At 59.7% G+C, this 17,717-nt stretch carries 10 protein-coding genes; 1 reads left to right on the top strand and 9 read right to left on the bottom strand.

The genetic code is table 11. The features are described 5' to 3' along the window. Positions 1-237: 237 nt before the first annotated feature. Positions 238-819 carry a hypothetical protein gene (locus O6Y00_RS00890; RefSeq protein WP_353440792.1) on the top strand — a complete coding sequence of 194 codons (582 nt, stop codon included), beginning with the start codon at positions 238-240 and terminating at the stop codon, positions 817-819. 162 nt (positions 820-981) lie between these two features. Here the strand turns inward: O6Y00_RS00890 and O6Y00_RS00885 are convergent, their stop codons facing one another. The 9 genes from O6Y00_RS00885 to O6Y00_RS00845 form a co-directional block, all read right to left on the bottom strand. Next, positions 982-1,932 carry an IS481 family transposase gene (locus O6Y00_RS00885; protein WP_353440791.1) on the bottom strand — a complete coding sequence of 317 codons (951 nt, stop codon included), beginning with the start codon at positions 1,930-1,932 and terminating at the stop codon, positions 982-984. A gap of 205 nt (positions 1,933-2,137) precedes the next feature. Beyond that, positions 2,138-3,235, bottom strand: coding sequence for a TIGR03032 family protein (locus O6Y00_RS00880; protein WP_353440790.1), 1,098 nt, complete (start codon positions 3,233-3,235; stop codon positions 2,138-2,140). Then, on the bottom strand, positions 3,232-4,926 hold the full coding sequence (locus tag O6Y00_RS00875; protein WP_353440789.1) for a TolC family outer membrane protein: 1,695 nt from the start codon (positions 4,924-4,926) through the stop codon (positions 3,232-3,234). Before O6Y00_RS00875 ends, O6Y00_RS00880 begins: the two co-directional genes overlap by 4 nt. After that, a complete protein-coding gene (locus tag O6Y00_RS00870; RefSeq protein ID WP_353440788.1) occupies positions 4,890-5,405 on the bottom strand; it encodes a hypothetical protein in 516 nt (171 codons plus the stop codon). Before O6Y00_RS00870 ends, O6Y00_RS00875 begins: the two co-directional genes overlap by 37 nt. 13 nt (positions 5,406-5,418) lie before the next feature. Continuing rightward, positions 5,419-5,823 (bottom strand): toxin-activating lysine-acyltransferase, encoded by a 405-nt coding sequence (locus O6Y00_RS00865; RefSeq protein ID WP_353440787.1) that lies wholly within the window; start codon positions 5,821-5,823, stop codon positions 5,419-5,421. A gap of 88 nt (positions 5,824-5,911) precedes the next feature. Further along, positions 5,912-12,586, bottom strand: a complete 6,675-nt coding sequence (locus O6Y00_RS00860; protein WP_353440786.1) for a beta strand repeat-containing protein — start codon at positions 12,584-12,586, stop codon at positions 5,912-5,914. Beyond that, entirely contained in the window at positions 12,586-13,116 is a 531-nt protein-coding gene (locus tag O6Y00_RS00855; protein ID WP_353440785.1) for a hypothetical protein, read from the bottom strand. Before O6Y00_RS00855 ends, O6Y00_RS00860 begins: the two co-directional genes overlap by 1 nt. A gap of 1,016 nt (positions 13,117-14,132) precedes the next feature. Further along, on the bottom strand, positions 14,133-15,527 hold the full coding sequence (locus tag O6Y00_RS00850; RefSeq protein ID WP_353440784.1) for an HlyD family type I secretion periplasmic adaptor subunit: 1,395 nt from the start codon (positions 15,525-15,527) through the stop codon (positions 14,133-14,135). Further along, positions 15,524-17,653 (bottom strand): type I secretion system permease/ATPase, encoded by a 2,130-nt coding sequence (locus O6Y00_RS00845; protein ID WP_353440783.1) that lies wholly within the window; start codon positions 17,651-17,653, stop codon positions 15,524-15,526. The genes O6Y00_RS00850 and O6Y00_RS00845 overlap by 4 nt, the downstream gene beginning before the upstream one ends. Positions 17,654-17,717 lie beyond the last annotated feature (64 nt).

Raw genomic sequence — 17,717 nt, 5'->3', positions numbered from 1 at the left:
CCAATCGATTAGCCATGCCAGACTGCTTCGGTTCGCCGCGATCCCAGCTCTCGCTGCCGTCTCTGAGTTGCCAAGGCGTTACAGCGCCGCGGCGGGGTGCGGGAGCATGACGCTTTCCAGTCTTCCGGCCGCGTCCTCCCGCCGGAGCGGCGAACGGGACGGCGCCTCTGAATCCGGTGCTTCCGCATCCTAAATTTTTAATCCCGCCGCTCTGTCGGCGAATCGAGGACGATCAGAATGCCTACCGAAGCTGCATTCGCGACCTTGGTGACCCTCGTCGTAGGCGTGATCACGTCTGCCATCGCATCGGTCACGCTGATCACTACGAAGGAGAACCGGATAAGCGAGTTCCGGCAGGCGTGGATCGATAACCAGCGCGCGGACCTCGCGATTGCGATCGCGACTGCCAACTCGTACTTTCATATACGGGACGTCGAACGCAGGGCGGTCTGTCTTAACGATTTCTTCGCGGCGCGGACCCGCATCGCCCTGCGCGATAAGCCCCAAGATTCCGAGTGGACTAAAACGCTCGTGGCTCTCGACAAGCTCGGGAAGATCATGATGGGCGGCGTCCCCAACACGTTCGAGTTACTGCAGGCGACGGCCTTTGTGACCAACGAGTCGCGCGTTCCACTCAAAATGCATTGGCAGACGGTAAAGTCCGGCGAGCGGTTCTACCGTTGCTTCAAGGTCACGTTCGTCGCGGCGTTATCGGTATCGACGATCGGTATCATCGGCCTGTTCGCGTTTGGACAACCTCTGACGGCGAACGAAGTTGAGAAGGTGGCGTCCGTCTCGCTTACGCTGAACGTTCGCTAGCCTGTGAGAGGGCGTCTAAGCGGGACCGCCCTTTCGCAGCAGGAATATTTAAAGCTGGCGGGTAGAATGACCTTTCAGCGTACCAGACCCTCATCTCACATCGTTGATCCGTACGTGAACGTCAGATCAGGCAACACCGATTGGGAACCTCGGCTTAGGTGTTTAGTCCGGCATCTGGTGGATCGGATTGACGATGAACCTATCTGGCTCTGACGTCCAGATTTTGGCGATGTATTCGTAGGGTGTGAGTCCGTTGAGCGTCTTGAGCCGGCGGGCAAAGTTATAGGCAGCCATGAAGTCAGCGAGGTGCGTCCGTAGCTGGTCATGGCTCTCGTAGTGGAAGCGTTTGACGGTCGCCTCCTTGATGGTGCGGTTCATCCGCTCGACCTGACCATTAGTCCAAGGGTGGTTCGGCTTGGTGAGCCGGTGCTCGATGTCGTTCGCTTCGCAGATCATATCGAAGCGCATCTGACGCGACCAGGCGGTGTTACGGTTGCGCGGCTGGTCGGCGAACTGGATGCCATTGTCGGTCAGGATTGTGTGGATGCGGTAGGGCACCGCTTTCAGCAGGTGTTCGAGAAACTCCCACGCCGTTCGCCGATCAGCCTTGTCGACCAACTGGGTGACGGCGAACTTGCTGGTGCGGTCGATGCCGACGAACAGGTAGAGCTTGCCTTCGGCGGTCTGCACCTCGGCAATATCCACGTGGAAGAAGCCGATCGGGTAGCGCTTGAAGCGCTGTCGCTTCGGCTTGTCCCCCTCGATGTCCGGCAGACGGGATATGCCATGACGCTGGAGGCAGCGGTGCAGCGCTGAGCGCGTCAGCTGCGGGATCGAGGGCTGCAACGCGTAGAGGCAATCGTCGAGCGGCAGTAATGTGTGACGCCGGAACGCGACGACGGCCGCCTCCTCAGCTTGGGTCAGGGTCGTTGAATGAGGGGCCTTCGGCCCGGTCTTTTGATCCTCGACCGTCGCCCGCTTACGCCACTTCGCTACCGTCTTAGGATTGATCCCAAGCTCTCGGCTCAGCGCCGAGAGCGAAGCTTGCGATCGCTGTATTGCTGCTCTGACGGCGTGCGTGGTCGTGGCGCTCCCGTGACGTACCTGTCCCATACGGCTTCCTTCCATTCTAACGAAAGGATCGCACCATTAAACCGTGGGATCAAACACCTAGCGAAGGTGACCGAGCCGCGCTAGCTTCACTCCCGCACGCCTTGGCATGACTTGGGAAGACGTGGGTCTTGAAGCGAAAGCTTCCAGACGCGTTCTCGTGTTCAATCGTTTTGCCGTTGCCGATTGAACGTGACTTTGACGACGTTCAACGTCGTTCTAACTGGGATCGGGGTCGGGGCCGAACGTTATCCCAGATCTCGCGTGTTCCCGGGGCCAAGCTTCGAGGGCAGCGCACCCCCGGCAGCGCCACAACATCAAACAGCTCCTGAATTGGACCCTCGAACCTGATCCAGCCATCGATTGACCCGTTTTCCAAATTGACGACCAGAACGCCGCACCAGGCGCTTTCGCCCCGAGACGCGAGCTCGTGGTCGAGTTGAAGGCCATCGAACCGGGCATCCCGCGGTTTCGATACCGTGAGCAAAGCGTGGGTTCCAACCAGATCGAGGCCTCGCGCGAATCCGGGAAGAAACGCGACGTCCCGGCGGACTCCTGTTGCGAGTTCAACTGTGGCGAGCGCTCCGCGTCCGGCCTCGAGAAACCACAAGGCTCCGTCGTACAGGCGAGGGCTATGCGGCATCGACAATCCGCTGACGAGCGACCGGCCGGTGCGGCATTCCATGATGACCCCCCCGGCATTCCGTTGGGCACGCCAGCCATCGACTTCATCGGTCGTCGATACCATGCTGACGCAGGCAAGGGCCCCATCGACCAGCGCCATCCCGTTCAGATGACAACGATCGCCCCTGTCCGAACCGTTCAGGAATCCGGGCATCCAGACGGGGGAGAAGCTGAAACGGTCGTCGACGGTAGCGATGCAGTTGAATCTTGTCGCTACGAACAATGGCCGTCCTGAAACGTCCACTGAAAGTTCATGGGCGTCGACGTCGTTCGTCGTCCAGCTGAGTCGGGGCACGAGAACCGCGTCGTTGCGACCGTCGGCTCGCTCGCCCGGCAGCAGCATGTCTTCGAACCGGATGATCTGCGTCCCTGTAGCCAGGTGGAGACGCCCCTTGTTCCAATGAATTCCCATCGCGCGCTCGAAGTGCTGCTGGTCGATAGCGACGCGATCTTCGGGATCGACCCCTACCAGAAACAGCTGACCGCTCTGATACGAGGTGAAGGCAAGCGACATGCGCAACCGTACGAGGAGTTCCGCGAGTCCCTTGGAGACGTTGATCGTCGTGCGCTCGCGTGCGGCCACCTGCGCTTGCAAGGAAGGGGGCGGGTTTGGCGACGTCATCGCGATGGCGGCCCGGCGCGGCGAAGCGGCGGCGACATCGGCGACACCGTTCCAGGCACTGGCGTAACCGGAACCTCGTCAACGGTGCGCTGGGGAGCTTCAGGTTCTGCAGCCGCGATGCGCGCTTCGTTCGCGGCAGGTGGGGCCGGTATCGCCCGCTGCCCGGCGGCAGGCAGCATGACGCCGTCGAACAAGCGGACCAGCGGCTCCCACGGAAGCGCTCCTCGGTTCGCTACTTCGCGGAAATGGTCGGCTGGGTCGTAGCGTGGAAGAGCTTCGACGATGTCGCCAGCGTCGAGTCTGCCGATGTAGCGTAGAACAAGAGCCGCGCTGAGATAGGCATCGTGCTGGGCACTGAGTTCCGCGAGTTCGGCATCGCGCAGAGTCTCTTCCGCGATCAGCACGTCGAGCGTCGAGCGCTCCCCGGCGCGGTATTCTATCGTCATTCCACGGAACGCCGTGGATGCCGCCTCGACCTGTCGATGCTGACGGAGGACGTTGCCTCGCAGCGTCACCATCTGATTCCACGAATCCGTCACCGACTGCAGCATCGCCCGTCGCGCCACCTCGATCTGGGATCGATCGCTCGTGTTCGTCTCCTGTGCCTGCCGGACGAGGGATCGCGTGAGTCCGCTGGTGAACAGGGGTTGGCTGAGCACGAGCTGCCCGGCGAACGAACGGTTGCGGTTTGCGCGGTTCAGCGGATCCAGGTCGGTCGAATAGCTCCCCGACCCTCGCAACGACAGGGTCGGCCCTGCGGACACCCGCGCCTCTTGAAGTCGCGCTCGCGATTGCTGTTCGTTGTAGAGCGCTTGTTGAAGTTCCGGACTGTTGTCCGCGGCGATGCCCCAACTCTCCTGCGCGCTGGCAGGTAGATTGGGTAGCGGCGGCTCCGGCACAAGTGTCCCAGGGTTGCGCCCGACGACGCTCGCGTAGGCTATGCGGCTTGCTCTCGACTGGTCCTCGGCGGTGGCGACGTTCGCTTCCTCCGCAGCCACCTGCGCATTCGCCTGCGCCAGATCGGTCTGCGTCAGTTCGCCGGCCTGCGTGCGCGCCCGCACCTCGTCGAGCGTTGATCTTACCGCTGCTAGGTTCGTCCTCCTGATCTCCAAGGCGCCCAGATCACGACGAAGATCGACGAACGCCTGGATCACGCGGAATACGATGTCCCCTTCGGTCGCGCGTAACGCCTCTCGTCCGGCACGGACGCGGTAGCGCGCAGCGCGCGTCTCCAGGGTAAGGCGCCCCCCGGTATACAGGGGTTGGTTCACGACCAGTTGCGCACCGACGCTATCCGTCCGATCACGCGACGAGGGGACCGGAACGCCACGGACCTCGCCTCGTGTCAGTCTGTCGTCCGCATATTGCGCGTTCGCGTCGAGCTGTATCGTGGGTCCGAACTGAGAACGGCTCTGAACGTAGGTCTCGTCTATGGCTCGGAGTTGCGCGCGTTGCGACTGAAGGGTGGGATTTGTCTGATATGCGAGGGCGATCGCCTCCGCGAGCGTCTCGGCGGGCGCGGCAAACGGCCCGACCGTCTGTGCGATTGCTGAAGGCGCGATCAAGGTCTGTGCAAAGCCGACCAGCAGCAACGCATTTCGCCCAGCCGCACGCAGGCACGGACTCGACCATCGGGACTGGAGAAAATGCACGCCTAGAGGGGCCGCACGAACCCGTTGCCGGGATCGCATCCCAGCCGCTGCGCAGCCGCCATCGCGTCCTGTAAGCCGCCGACGCTGAAGACGCGGGGCTTGTCGTCGGGGCGCGAGCGGATCGTCACTGTCGTCGCCCCCGTGACAGTCGCAACCGGAAGGATGACGAGACCCTGCGTCGGGTTCGTCATGCTCGTTCCCGCCAGCGTAGCTCCAGTTCCTATGACCGCCGGGTAGACCGAGGTCCACGGACGCGCCGGTCCATCATCGACGCGGAAATCGGCGGCAAGAGTGTTGCGCGACCGTGGGAATGCGAAGGCGAGCGTTCCACGTGCGTAGCTGACCGACGGTTTTCGCGCAGCGCCCTGGTATACGCGGCAGACGGTCCGGTTCGTGAACCTGTCCAGCACGGTATCGACGTGCCATGCCGGAACCAGATATCGGTTCTTCACGGTCTGGCCGCCGTTGCCGAACGGCCATAGGCTGCTGGCCAGGACTACGAGCAGGGCGGTGTTCACGGCGCTCGCCCGGTCAGTTCACGGTCTCTGGGGTGACGTCTTCCCAGATGGCAACCTCGCGAACCCCTGACGCGTTGACCCGGTGATACTTGAACGGTTCGCCCGGAAAGATGTTGGCCGCGAAGTCCGCCATGACCTCGTCCTGTGCGCCGAACGGCGCGACCATCTCTATCAGCCAAGGGATGTCGCCGCCTAACCACTCATCGGCGCGCAGCTTGTAGCCGCCCGACTTCAGTCGGGCATCCGTTTCGGGAGACACCCGCGCGAACATGACGACGGCCGCCGGCGACTGGGGCCCATAGAACATGCGGAACGTGCGGTGCAGTATAGGAGGCATGCAGAACCATTCGAGGTCTCCGACGAACAACTGCTTGTGGACTGGCGATTGGGTGAGCAGCCAAGTGATCTCGCCGAGCATCTCCGCGACCGTCTTCTCGGCCGCCGAATGCTTTGCGATGGGAGGAACGCTGGACACGTTTAGCAGGACCCTTTCGTTACGCCGTTCTTCAGCCCGCACGCGCGGTAAGCGACGATGCCGGCACCGTTGCATAGCCGCTCGTGGACGCCGCTGCGAGCGGCATGTCGTTGGCCGCCCCACGATTCCAGATTGCCGCTGCGCCGCCGGCATCGCCGTGCATCGCCGCCATGTTTTGCCGTAACAGCATGAGCCGCTGCAGTTGCGAGGCGTCGCCGGACGGCGTGCCGGCGAGGCTCGACGCGTTCGCGCCGGATCTTCCGCTCCCGACCAACTGGGGCGATGCGAGCGACGCAAGATCCTGCCCCACGGCGGTCGGGTCGCGCCACCACTGGGATGCCGTCGTCGTCGCAGCGTCGGCAGCAACGACCTGTCCGGACTGACCTGAAAGGCCGCCGCGCATCCTCCCGACCACGGCCAACTCTGCGGAGGTCGACAGATCAGAGCTCGACGCCGGTCCGTTCGGTTTCGCCTCGTTGCCGCTACCGGACGGAGTGGCGCGGATGATCGTCGTCTGTGCCGCAGGTGTGCGCGTGGGTGCGGGATCGGCGTTCGTGTCGCCGTCCGCGAACCCCAACGCGACATCATAGGTCGCGCGACTGGAGCCATCCGTGAACGTCACCTTGCCGACGCCGAGAACCTCGTTGGCGTTCGCACTACCGAACGCGGAACGCGACGACTGATGAGCGAGGTCGAACTGTTTTACGCCGGCCTGCGCAAGCGATTGGATTTCACCGACATCCGAACGACCGTTGGCGTTCTTGTCACGCCAGATCAGGAAGTTGGCGAACCCGGCGTCGGCGGCGTCGAGCAGTCCGTCCTTGTTCGTGTCGTAGGCTCCCATTCCTTGGAATGCGCTCTTGGCGTTGGCCACCTTGCCTGTGAAGTCTACCTCCTTTGCGACGTCGACCTGTCCGTTCCCATCGGCGTCGTACGCAAGGACGCCGTCGGTGCCCTTCACCCAGCCGATCTGTACTGGAACTCCAGTGCGGGAGACGTCAGCTAGCGCGGTCGACTTCGTCGGATCCATCAGGTCCGCACCAGACCGATCGAAGTCGACGACGACCGCCTGCATCCGCGTCGCTGTGGTACGAAGGCTACGGCCGAACAGCGTCGTCCAATCATCGCCGTGGGCAACGGACGTCCGGATTGTCTGTAGCAGATCACCTCCCTGCATTCCGTGTGCCAGCAAATTCTGACGCGCGGCCTTTAAGGTTGGATCGAGCACATTCGCCCACCGAGCCGCCGAGGCGGGATCGATGGCTGCGTTCACGAGGCCTCCGACTTGGACCTGTGGAAGCGCGTCGACCGCACCACCGATCAGAGCCGCGGTTGTGACCCCTTTGCCCAAGGTGCTGGTAGACTGCCCGTTGGCGAGTCTACCGAACGACGCCACTTCCCCGAGCCCTTTCATACCAAGTATCGAAGACGCGGCATCGTCGCCCAGAGCTCGCCGCGCGAGCGCGACGTCATAGGCGGTGCCTGTCGACCCATCGATCCGCGTGAAGAGCGTGGTGTTGTGGACGATCGTGTCGATGCTGTCCTTTCCATCGAAACCGGTCGGCTTGCCCTTCAGATCTATCGAGGCGACGCCGACTTCAAGAAGCGAGACGACCTCACCGATCTCCTGCTGTCCGTCCTGGTTGATGTCGGTCCATACGACCAGTTTCGCAAAGTCCGTGTCACGGGCATCGAGCGCTCCATCGGCATTGCCATCCCATCCGGCTAGCCCCTCGAGGTCGGTCTTGGCGCCGGCTTTGTCATGTCTGAAAGATATGTCGCCCGTATTGTCTACCCGTCCGTCGCCGTTTCGATCGTAGGCCAGTATGCCATTGGTTGGCCCGACCCACGATGTCCGAAGTACATTGCCAGACGCGTCCCGCGTCACGATGTCCGATTGCGCGACGGGCGTGATCTCGAGTCCGTCGTTGGACAGGTCGAGCACGATAGGCGGTATGTAGCCTCCGCCGTAACCGCCATATCCTCCGTATCCGCCCGGTGGAGTGCTATCGTCAAAATAGTTGATGGTCCACGCGATGTTGGCCTTCGTCAGATCGGTTGTCGCGCCACCGGCTTCGATGGAAAAATTGGTGTTCCAATAGGTCGTACCGTTCGTCGTTCCGACATACTTCACCCCGCCTCCAACGATCTGCATCGTATCGGTCACCTGGGACGCGGTCAGGTTCGGATTATCCGGGTTCTTGACGCCGATGATCAGATCGTTTCCGATTACCTCGTATAGCACGTCGTCCGCCGCGACGGTCGAACCGAACACAATCGTGTTCTGACCTCCATTGTCGATGACGTAGTCGCGCCCGTTACCGCGCTCGTAAAGGAACTGATCGTCGCCGACCGACGTCACGATCGTGTCGTCGCCAAGACCAGCATATATGACGCTGCCTTGATAAGAGTACGATCCGTTGGCTCCGTAGATCGAATCCGCACCGTTGTAGCCAAAGATCAGGTTGCTAGTGCTACTGTCTCCAGAAAGGCCTTCCCCACCATCACTGCCGGCATATACGGCAGTGATCTGGGTAAGATCAACGTGTCCGGCACCGCCCATTTCGAGCGTTTTTATGACGTTGTTACCTACGGTGGCGAAGTTGGAGGATACGGACATGTACCCTGCCTCGCCGCGAATGCCGACTTGCAGCGTGCCGCCTGCATTCCCTACCCAAATGTCATCGAATGAAATATCTGATGTAAGTCTAAGGGTATTTGACGCAGCGCTGGTGTCGCTTATCGCATAAGTGCCAAAGCTATGCCCGAACACGTAGGTATCAGAGCCGTCCCCTCCGGCAAATGTATCAGCACCGGCCCCGCCGTTCCATGTCACGTCGAGCAGCGATCCCAGACTGGAAAAGCTGTCATCCGAAGCCGTTCCGACAATTTGCTCAACCGATAAAAGCGTCTGATATCCGGACGATCCGTCAACATCGAAATAGCTTACTGACGAGGCGTACTCGTTCATGTAAACGGTTATAGCCGGGGCGGTGTAAGTATATGAGGAGCCACCATACTCGTAGGTCGATGTTCCAGATACGAACGATGTTGCAGAGTAGTCGACAGTATCGAAACCCTCCCCGCCGTCATAAGAATCAGCTCCCGACGTCGCTCCGATGCGATCGTCACCGGCGCCAGATTTGATGACATTCCCATTGACGTCTCCAGCGAGTTCATCTCCGTAATCAGAGCCAGATAGGTTTTGGATATTCGCGAAGGCGTCTTCCGTCGCATCACCGCCGACTGCCAACTCTCCGGCGAAGTCTACATACACACCTTCTGTTGACGACGCATAGGAAGCGGTGTTGACGCCGCCTCCGCCGTTCATCTGGTCTGCGCCGCCGCCCCCTTCAAGCGTATCATCACCACCGCCTCCGGTAAGGACATCGTTTCCGGCCAACCCCTTAAGCGTGCTACCGAAATTTGTTCCAGTCAGATGATCGTCGTAGTTCGATCCAGATATGTTCTCAATGGATGCCCATTGATCACCATACACGTTGCTGATTACTGGCGCGACGTACCCTCCCCCGCCAACCGTCCAGTACGCGGTGCCATCCTGATCATTGATATTGATCTGCCCGCCGTTATCAATAGTCAGGGTAGCCCCGGAATGGCCGCCGCTGTACGATTGCCATTTTATGCTGTTTCCTCGGTATAAAACAAGATTACCATCTGCATTGAGCGCTAGCCGATCTGCGCCATCGTTACGTGTATTGGACGTCCACAGCACCGCATTTCCCGGTCCGTAGAGGACGATGTTTTGATCATTTTGAAAAGTGAAGCGGTATTGGCCGTCCGGGGAATAGATTGCCTGATTTCGATAGAATGTGTACCCCGCCTGCACTGTAGTTAGAACGTTGCTTGGCCCTTGTGCGCTAATATCTGCGGTCACGCCGGTTGAGAACCTCTCGAACGACACCGTATCGTTGCCATTACCCCCGTTCAGCACGTCGTACGTAGAGCCGCCGTCTTCGTCGGTTATTAGTATGTCGTTGCCATCGCCTCCAAGAAGGGAGTCAGAACCGCTTCCGCCGATCAACACGTCAGCACCCGAACCGCCATCGATGTAATCGTCGCCCGCGCCACCGGCGAGATATTCGCGTCCGGAACCGCCTATGATCTGGTCATTCCCGTCGCCGCCAAGAAGCACGTTCGCGCCAGCGCCGCCGAAAATCTGATCGTCACCTGCTTGGCCATCGATCCAGTCGCCGCCTGACCCTGCCGCCAGATAATCATTAGCGTTGCCACCGACGATGATGTCACTGCCACCATCGTTGCCCGAGTAGTAACCGTAGTAACCTGACGCGTATCCAGGCGTACCCGCATATACAGTTACCGACCCGCTGCCCGGCGCGGCAATCTCTATGTCGCTACCAGTCGATCTTATTCCTACTGATTGTTCAACATATCCAACTTGAGCTCCAAATGAAGCTATGTTTAGATTGGCCCCATCCACAGACGACTGCGGTATCAGCGAAAATAGATTGGCGGAATTGGCCGAATTACCTGTAATGGAAAGCGTGCCGCCACTCAGATTTAGGGTCAGATCTTCATAGGAAACACGACTTCCAGAGGCGGATACCCCAAAGCTGTTTAAGAATCCCTGCATCCCGCCATAGAAGTCGGATGGCTTGAATGTGGTCACACCAATTTCAACGGCGCGACCAAGCGTGACGATCCAAGAGGCGGAAAATGCAGACTGGGGATCGTTTTGGATCATTTCGTTTATGACCGAGCGATTTCGTAGATAATTGCCGTAATCGGCAGCCACCTGCAAATCTCCCAGAAGGGTCGTGATGTCGGCATGAGCCACTCCGGCTATTGCCCTTTTCAAGAACAAATCGCCACCGATGACCTGTGTTTGGGGCAGAGCCCACAGAACACCCTTTGAAACCGCTTGGTCAGCGCTCGTGACGTTAATCTGCGAGCCGCCCAGTTTCACGTAGACCTGTTGCCCGGCATAACCGTAGCTTTGAGTCGGAGAGTAGGCATTTGCCACGTAAGCTGTACCGCTTGTGCCGACGATCTGTGCGATGATCCCGTTCAACGTGTCCCGTGCAGCCTCCGCCATCGTCGTTGCGAACCCAAGGTCGCCGCCATTCGCTGACAGCGTCGCCCCCAAGCCGTAACGGGCGAAGGGCAGCAGCAACGTAGTCTCGGCGCTCGCACTGGGAATCCGCGGCTTGTGATGCCCGAAAAGGTTTCCGATTAGGGTGCCAAGCACGAACCCCACGAACGCACCGACTCCCGGCGCGATGACGTTGCCGAGCGAACTGAGGACTTTCCCAGCGATGAACGCGCCTACGGACGATCCGATTGACGAGAGGACTGCGCCGGCGCTGGTCGTGGGGGAAATTACCAAAGACCCTAGCTGAGCACCGAAGAACGATCCTATCGACGGACCGAAAACCGAATCGAACGAAGCGTTGGGTCCAAATACCGATGAAAGGGAAAAATGATCGAACGCCGCTTGGCCTGAGAATATATTGTTTAATACTTCATTGTATATCGGATTAACCGCAGATCCTGCAACCTGATTAAATAACTCTGCGCCAAAGCCGTGCAATCCGAACGCCCGTCCGAGCTCCATTGTCGTATACGACGATAGCGCCCCAATCCCGGTAGCCTTCAGGTTGCTGTAAAGTGTCTGATCGAAATCGGAAAACGCAGCGTCGAAACTGGTACTTAGATCAACGTTACTACCAGCTAGTCCTACTACGTTACCAAGAGCCTGGCCAATCGACCCAAGTACGGTAGATGTCGCTATATCCGCAATGACGCCCGAGTCATGAAACAGATAGTTGGCAAGGCTGGAGCCAATAATACGCCCGACACCTCCATATATGTCACTGAGCCTCGTGGCTTGACCTGTGTCGTCGTCAACGACGTAGAAATTTCCGTCGGCGTCCTTTATGACCTTGCCGCTTGCCGACGGATCCAACCCCAATCTGTGCTGCAAATCTGAAAAGCGCTTCAAGTCTGCGCCGTTTTGCGGATCTATCACGTCTCCGTTCTCGTCACGAAAGCGTAGGCGACCGTGCGGTAGTCGAACACCGCGCCCATCTGTCTGCTGCGCAAAGTATTCCGCTAGCTCGGCTCCGTCATTATATGCTTGGTCCCGAACCGTAGCAGCGCTTTCCCGTGTAGGTCTCCCATTTGGGAGAGATTCGTCAGCCGCATGCCCAAATTCGTGATGTATAACATCGTCAAGAGTATACTTCTTCCATCCGGTTGATGATAGGTACTCGACGTTACCATTCGACAATGCGTTCGCGAACCATGGAAGTATAACTATTCTATTATAGTAAGCATCATACTCTGCCTCCGAATCAAGCTTCTTATAACGCACCTTTTGGCCGTTAACATCCCTTGTAAGATTTCCAACAGGATCGGCATATTCGCTAGCTATCACGACAACTACATTGCCATTCTTAGCAAAAGGCACACCGAGACCATCAATGAATGTGCTGTTGTTTGATCGATTATAACCTGGGTCGGTTTTTGAATGACGAGACAACCAAGTGTCTATCTGCTTGTCTATGTCCTTTAATACCGAATTGTACTTGACACGGTATTTCGATCCCAAAATTCGATCATGCTGGGCGATGACATTTAAAATCGATTGCTGAATGGAGTTGGAAAGCGCGCTGCTGACACTGCCGGTGTTCGCTTGATAGATCGTACCATTAGAAATTGCGGGCATCAGAACGCTCCTTCACGGAAGTACGTCAAAAGTAATCTCTCGGCATTGCGGCGACTGGCAGAGTCCAAGCTGTCATCCGTCAAGCCTTTCCAATATTGGTTTCGACCAATATTATGACTTACTGCGACCGCAACGACCTCGCCGCGTTGGCGAACGATTACCAACCCCTTGATATCCTCGGCCGTGGAAGATCGAGTATACAAGTCGATTTCAGCCGCGTCGGCGGCAAGGCACACGGACTGCCTGCACGTCAGCCCGTTAATCGCTTCATGCGGCCAGCCGTACAGACCCATAGGAGAGATCGGCGCCTTCGTGCCCTTACGCTTGACCTGCAGGCATCCAGGACGATGTCCATCGATTCGGATCGGGCACGCCTTGGACTGAAAGGTTGGCCCGATGACATACTCTTTGATTACGACGGGGCTGACTTGCTTGTCAGCGAAAGCACTTGGAATGGCAGCTATCACGGCAACTGTCGCCGCGGTCAAAACTACTACTACTGAATGACATTTCGCTAGACCAGAGGTCATTGCCGGCGCCTCGAAACACTCACAACTCGACAGTTGCGGCCGGACGATCTAGGCATCGAATCAGGTATGACGATCATGCTACTCTTGCCGCCGACGGTAACGGCAGGCGCGTAGATCGATGTGACACCCTGTCCTCGATGCTTGAAGTTTCGCTCCGTTTCCTCATCGCTAGCATCGCATCGGATGGTTCCATGATTGAAACCCCCTAGCGGCACCTTTGGATGTTTCTCGTCGAGAACCGGACTGGTCGGGGCAGCCTTGTCTTGGCTAGCCCACTCTACCGCGTTCGCCGACGCCGGGCTAATGATAGAGGCGAACATGGCACTCAGTTGAACTCCCACGCCAAACCACCTGGAGCCCGTGAACGGCAAAAAGCGACTGGATTTGAGTTCGGGGTAACTGGGTGAGACGATAGCGAGCCTGATCGAGAGGCATCCGCCATCAACCTTTCTCGGATCACGAAATGCCGACACGCTCAAGTCACCCCTCCCTTGAGAATTACCCTCATCGAGAAAGATACAAGAATACGAGGTTATCGGGTGCTGCACAATCGCCAAAGCATGATCGTGCGTTTCTCTCGGCGAATTCTCCCAGCATCAGGGAGAGAAGGCGCCGCCCGAAGTGATACCGTCGTCGCGGGCCACCCTCACGTTCTGGCAGTCATATCCACGACTGACCTAAACGATAGAACTTCACCATTTCGCCTTCGCAATAAGCTTTGCGTCCACATTCGAGGATATCAAGGAAGGCGCCTGCAACGTTCGGCTCGGTCGGGAAGGCAAAAGTGCGAAGCCCAATACCCGGCAGCCCGTTGCGTTCGATTACCTTTGTACAATGCTGCTTATAGGAACGTTACATTCCCACTTTGCAATACACCGGCATAAAATGAGCGATTTGCCCAGAACCGGGGCGTATATGACGGCTTTGGCCGTTCCGAATGCCATCAGCTGGTTAGGGCAGCGATATTCCGGCCCCTCGATTCCAGGGGCCATCTGCCAACCGACTCGATGGCGACCTTATCGTTCGCGTCCCGCTTCGCTGACGCTACGCTGGAGCGGCGACCAAAGGAAGTCGATCACCCGGCGGCGGCCGGTCACGATCTCAGCAGTCACCGCCATACCGGGTGAAATCGTTGCTGACCGACCGTCCACTATAAGCGAGCGGCGGAGCAAACTTACCCGAACAGGAAACACCAGCCCCCTGTGCTCGTCCACGGTGGCGTCGGGTGAGATCCTCTCGACACGTCCCGGTAGAACACCATAGCGCGTAAAGGGATAGGCCTCTAGTTTTACCGCAGCGGCCATTCCTGCGCGGACCCCGCCAGCGTCACGGTTCAGCAGAAGCGCTTCGACGACCAGCTGTTCGTCATCGGGAACGATCGTGATCAATGGCTTGCCTACTTCGGGCACTTCTCCAATGCTCGTGACAGTGATCTCTTGCACGATACCCGAAACGGGCGCGGTGAGCCGCTGCAGGCCCCGTTTTCGGTTCGCTTCACGGACGACGTTGCCCCGCGTAGCCACCACCCCCTCGGCCTCCGCGCGCTCCTGTGACGCGCGACTGATGAATTCTTCTCGGGTTTGAGCCCCCTCCCCGCGGATCGCCGCTATCTGCGCACGCGCTTCGGCGACCTTGGCGATCTGACCCTGCAGGTCCTGCTCCGCCGAAACGTACGCCTGCTGCTGCTGGAGTAGTTTCTGCCGCGCTCCGAAGCCCTGCGCCTCCAGTCCCTTTTGCAGATCGAGCGCTTCGCGCAGGAGCGGCAAGGTACGTTGAAGCTTTCCGATCTCCGCCTGCGCGCCGTCCAGGGCCGCTTCGGCCCCTATCCCACGCTGTTTGATAGACTCCAGCTTGGCGCGATACTCGTCGATCCGTGCAGCGACCAGCTGGCGCTCCGCTTCCACTGCGGCGGGTTCTGCACCAGACGGGGGTGTCACCACAGCGCCCCTGCCCGTGATGTAGTCGATCAGTGCGCTGTCGCGCGCTCGTGTGAGACCGGCGGTCGATAGTTCCGACCGAGCCGTGTCCGCCTCGGCCTCCGCTATCGTGGGATCCAGTTCGATCAGGGTCTGCCCTGCCGTGACGTGCTGCCCCTCGCGCACCTCGATGGATCGGATCACGCCTTGTTCCGCGGCCTCAACCGAACGAAGCCGACCCTCCGGCACCAAGCGGCCTTCCGCGACCGCGACGGTGTCGACATGCGCGAGGAAAGCCCAGAGCATCGCTACCGCCGCTGCCCCGATGATGGTCCATATGATCGTCCGACCAATCGGCGAAGGCGGTCGTTCCGTCACCTCGAGCGCGGCCGGAAGGAATTCCGTGTCCTGCCATTGCGTCCGCCCTGCTCGGCGCGCGCGGTTTTCCTCCCGCCAAGCGTGGAGTGCAACGCGCAGATGTCGCAACACGCTCATGCGACCACGCCGTGCATCTGCAAGTTCCACAGTTGCGCGTAACGACCGCCGGCCGCGATCAGCGTCTTATGGTCGCCCTCCTCGGTGATCTCGCCGTTCTCCATGGTCACGATGCGGTCGGCCGCACGGATCGCCGACAGGCGATGCGCGATTATCATGACGGTGCGCCCGGAGACGATGGACCGCATGTTGGCTTGGATCACCGCCTCGCTTTCGGCATCGAGTGCGCTCGTCGCCTCGTCGAGGATGAGGATGCGGGGATTGGTGATGAGAGCCCTGGCGATTGCGATCCGCTGTCGCTGCCCGCCCGAAAGGTTCGCGCCACGCTCCTCGATCAGAGAATCGTAGCCCTCGGGCAGTTCCAGGATGAAATCGTGTGCTCCGGCCATCTTGGCCGCCGACATCACCGCCTCGGCAGGCAGGCTTGGGTCGGCGAGTGCGATGTTCTCGCGAATGGTGCGGTTGAAGAGGAGGTTCTCCTGCAGCACGACCCCGACCTGACGCCGAAGCCATGCCGGATCCACCAGGGAGAGATCGACGCCGTCGACCAGCACTCTTCCGCTCTCGGGAACGTATAGGCGCTGGACGAGCTTGGTGAGCGTCGATTTTCCCGATCCCGACGGCCCCACGATTCCGAGCACCTCACCCGGCGCGACGTCGAGGCTGACGCGTCGCAGCGCCTCGCGCGCACCGGCCCGATAGCGGAAGGTGATGTCGTCGAAGCGGACCGCGCCCTGAACGTTCGGCAGCGCGGATCGCGAAGGGGAGAACTCTGCTTCGATCGGCGTGTTGAGGATGTCTCCCAGACGCGCGAGACCGACGCGTGCTTCCTGGAACTGCTGCCAAAGTCCGGCGAGACGCAGCACCGGTTCGGATACGCGGCCGGCGAGCATGTTGAACGCCACGAGTTCGCCGACGGTCATCTTCCCTTCGATCGCGAGCTTGGCGCCGAAGAAGAGGATGAGCGCGGTCGTCACCTTGTTGACGAACTGTATCGCCTGCCCGCCCCAGATGTTCAGTCGAGCGGCCCGGAATCCGGTCTGGACGTATCCCGCAAGCATGGTCTCCCAACGGCGCTGCATCTGCGGTTCGACCGCAGCGGCCTTGAGCGTCTGGATGCCCGAGATGCTCTCCACCAGAAAAGCCTGGGTCTCAGCGCCGCGCCTGAACCGTTCGTCGATCCGTCTTTTGAGAGGCGGCGTCAGAAGAACGCAGATCAGGACGTAGAGGGCGATCGCCGCCACGACGATGATGAGGAGGGTAGTCGAATAGAACCACATCACGGCCAGGAAGATGAACGTGAAGAGGAGGTCGATGATCAGGGTCACCGACGAGGACGTCAGGAACTCGCGGATGGTGTCGAGTTCCCGGACGCGCGCCACCGAGTCGCCCACGCGCCTTGATTCGAAGTAGGACAGCGGCAGCCCGAGCAGATGACGGTACAGCTTCGCGCCGAGTTCGACGTCGACGCGGCTGGTCGTATGCGTGAAGAGGTACGCTCTCAGTCCGCCTAGAAGCGTCTCGAAGGTGATTATGCTGATCAGCGCCACAGCGAGCACGTTGAGCGTCGTGACGCCCTTATGGACCAGCACCTTGTCGATCACGACCTGGAAGATGAGCGGCGTGGCCAGCGCGAATATCTGGAGCACGAGCGAAGCTGCCAGCACTTCGCCGATCAGCCCTCGATACTTGACCAACGCGGGGATGAACCACGTTACGTCGAACTTGCCGAGCACGCCGGATTCCGCGCGAGTGGTGAGCAGCACGGCCTCACCGGTCCAGCGACGCTCCAGTTCATCGAGCGACAGTTGTTCCGGAGCTCCACTGGGCGGCTGAATGAGCGCGGCACCATCCCTCACGCCGGCGATGACGAAATATTCTCCGGCATGGTCGAGAGCGATGAGCGGAAGCGGCGTAGCCGCCAGCTTGGAGAGAGGGATCGTCTTCACGCGCGCTCGCGCGCCAAGTCGTCGGGCGAGCCTTACCAAATCGGTAGGGGACGGCGAAGCCGACCCGACTGCATGCCGAAGCTGTGCCAAATCCGTCGGAATCTGGAGGAAGGCAAGGATCAGCGAAAGAGCTGTTAATCCGCTGTCGTTTGCCGGCGTCGGACCGGAACTCTCCATCCTCTACCCCTCCGCCAACGGCTGATACCGCTTTGAATCGACCGGCTGGCGACTGTGTTCAGCA

The sequence above is a fragment of the Sphingomonas faeni genome, assembly GCF_040407565.1.
Taxonomy (GTDB): domain Bacteria; phylum Pseudomonadota; class Alphaproteobacteria; order Sphingomonadales; family Sphingomonadaceae; genus Sphingomonas; species Sphingomonas faeni_F.
This window is presented reverse-complemented; position numbering and strand designations above follow the sequence as displayed.

Bases quoted from the DNA above. Each gene is read 5' to 3' on its own strand.
- O6Y00_RS00875 (WP_353440789.1), bottom strand. From the start codon at position 4,926: ATGCGATCCCGGCAACGGGTTCGTGCGGCCCCTCTAGGCGTGCATTTT.
- O6Y00_RS00880 (WP_353440790.1), bottom strand. From the start codon at position 3,235: ATGACGTCGCCAAACCCGCCCCCTTCCTTGCAAGCGCAGGTGGCCGCA.
- O6Y00_RS00855 (WP_353440785.1), bottom strand. From the start codon at position 13,116: ATGACCTCTGGTCTAGCGAAATGTCATTCAGTAGTAGTAGTTTTGACC.
- O6Y00_RS00860 (WP_353440786.1), bottom strand. From the start codon at position 12,586: ATGCCCGCAATTTCTAATGGTACGATCTATCAAGCGAACACCGGCAGT.
- O6Y00_RS00845 (WP_353440783.1), bottom strand. From the start codon at position 17,653: ATGGAGAGTTCCGGTCCGACGCCGGCAAACGACAGCGGATTAACAGCT.
- O6Y00_RS00890 (WP_353440792.1), top strand. From the start codon at position 238: ATGCCTACCGAAGCTGCATTCGCGACCTTGGTGACCCTCGTCGTAGGC.
- O6Y00_RS00850 (WP_353440784.1), bottom strand. From the start codon at position 15,527: ATGAGCGTGTTGCGACATCTGCGCGTTGCACTCCACGCTTGGCGGGAG.
- O6Y00_RS00865 (WP_353440787.1), bottom strand. From the start codon at position 5,823: ATGCTCGGCGAGATCACTTGGCTGCTCACCCAATCGCCAGTCCACAAG.
- O6Y00_RS00885 (WP_353440791.1), bottom strand. From the start codon at position 1,932: ATGGGACAGGTACGTCACGGGAGCGCCACGACCACGCACGCCGTCAGA.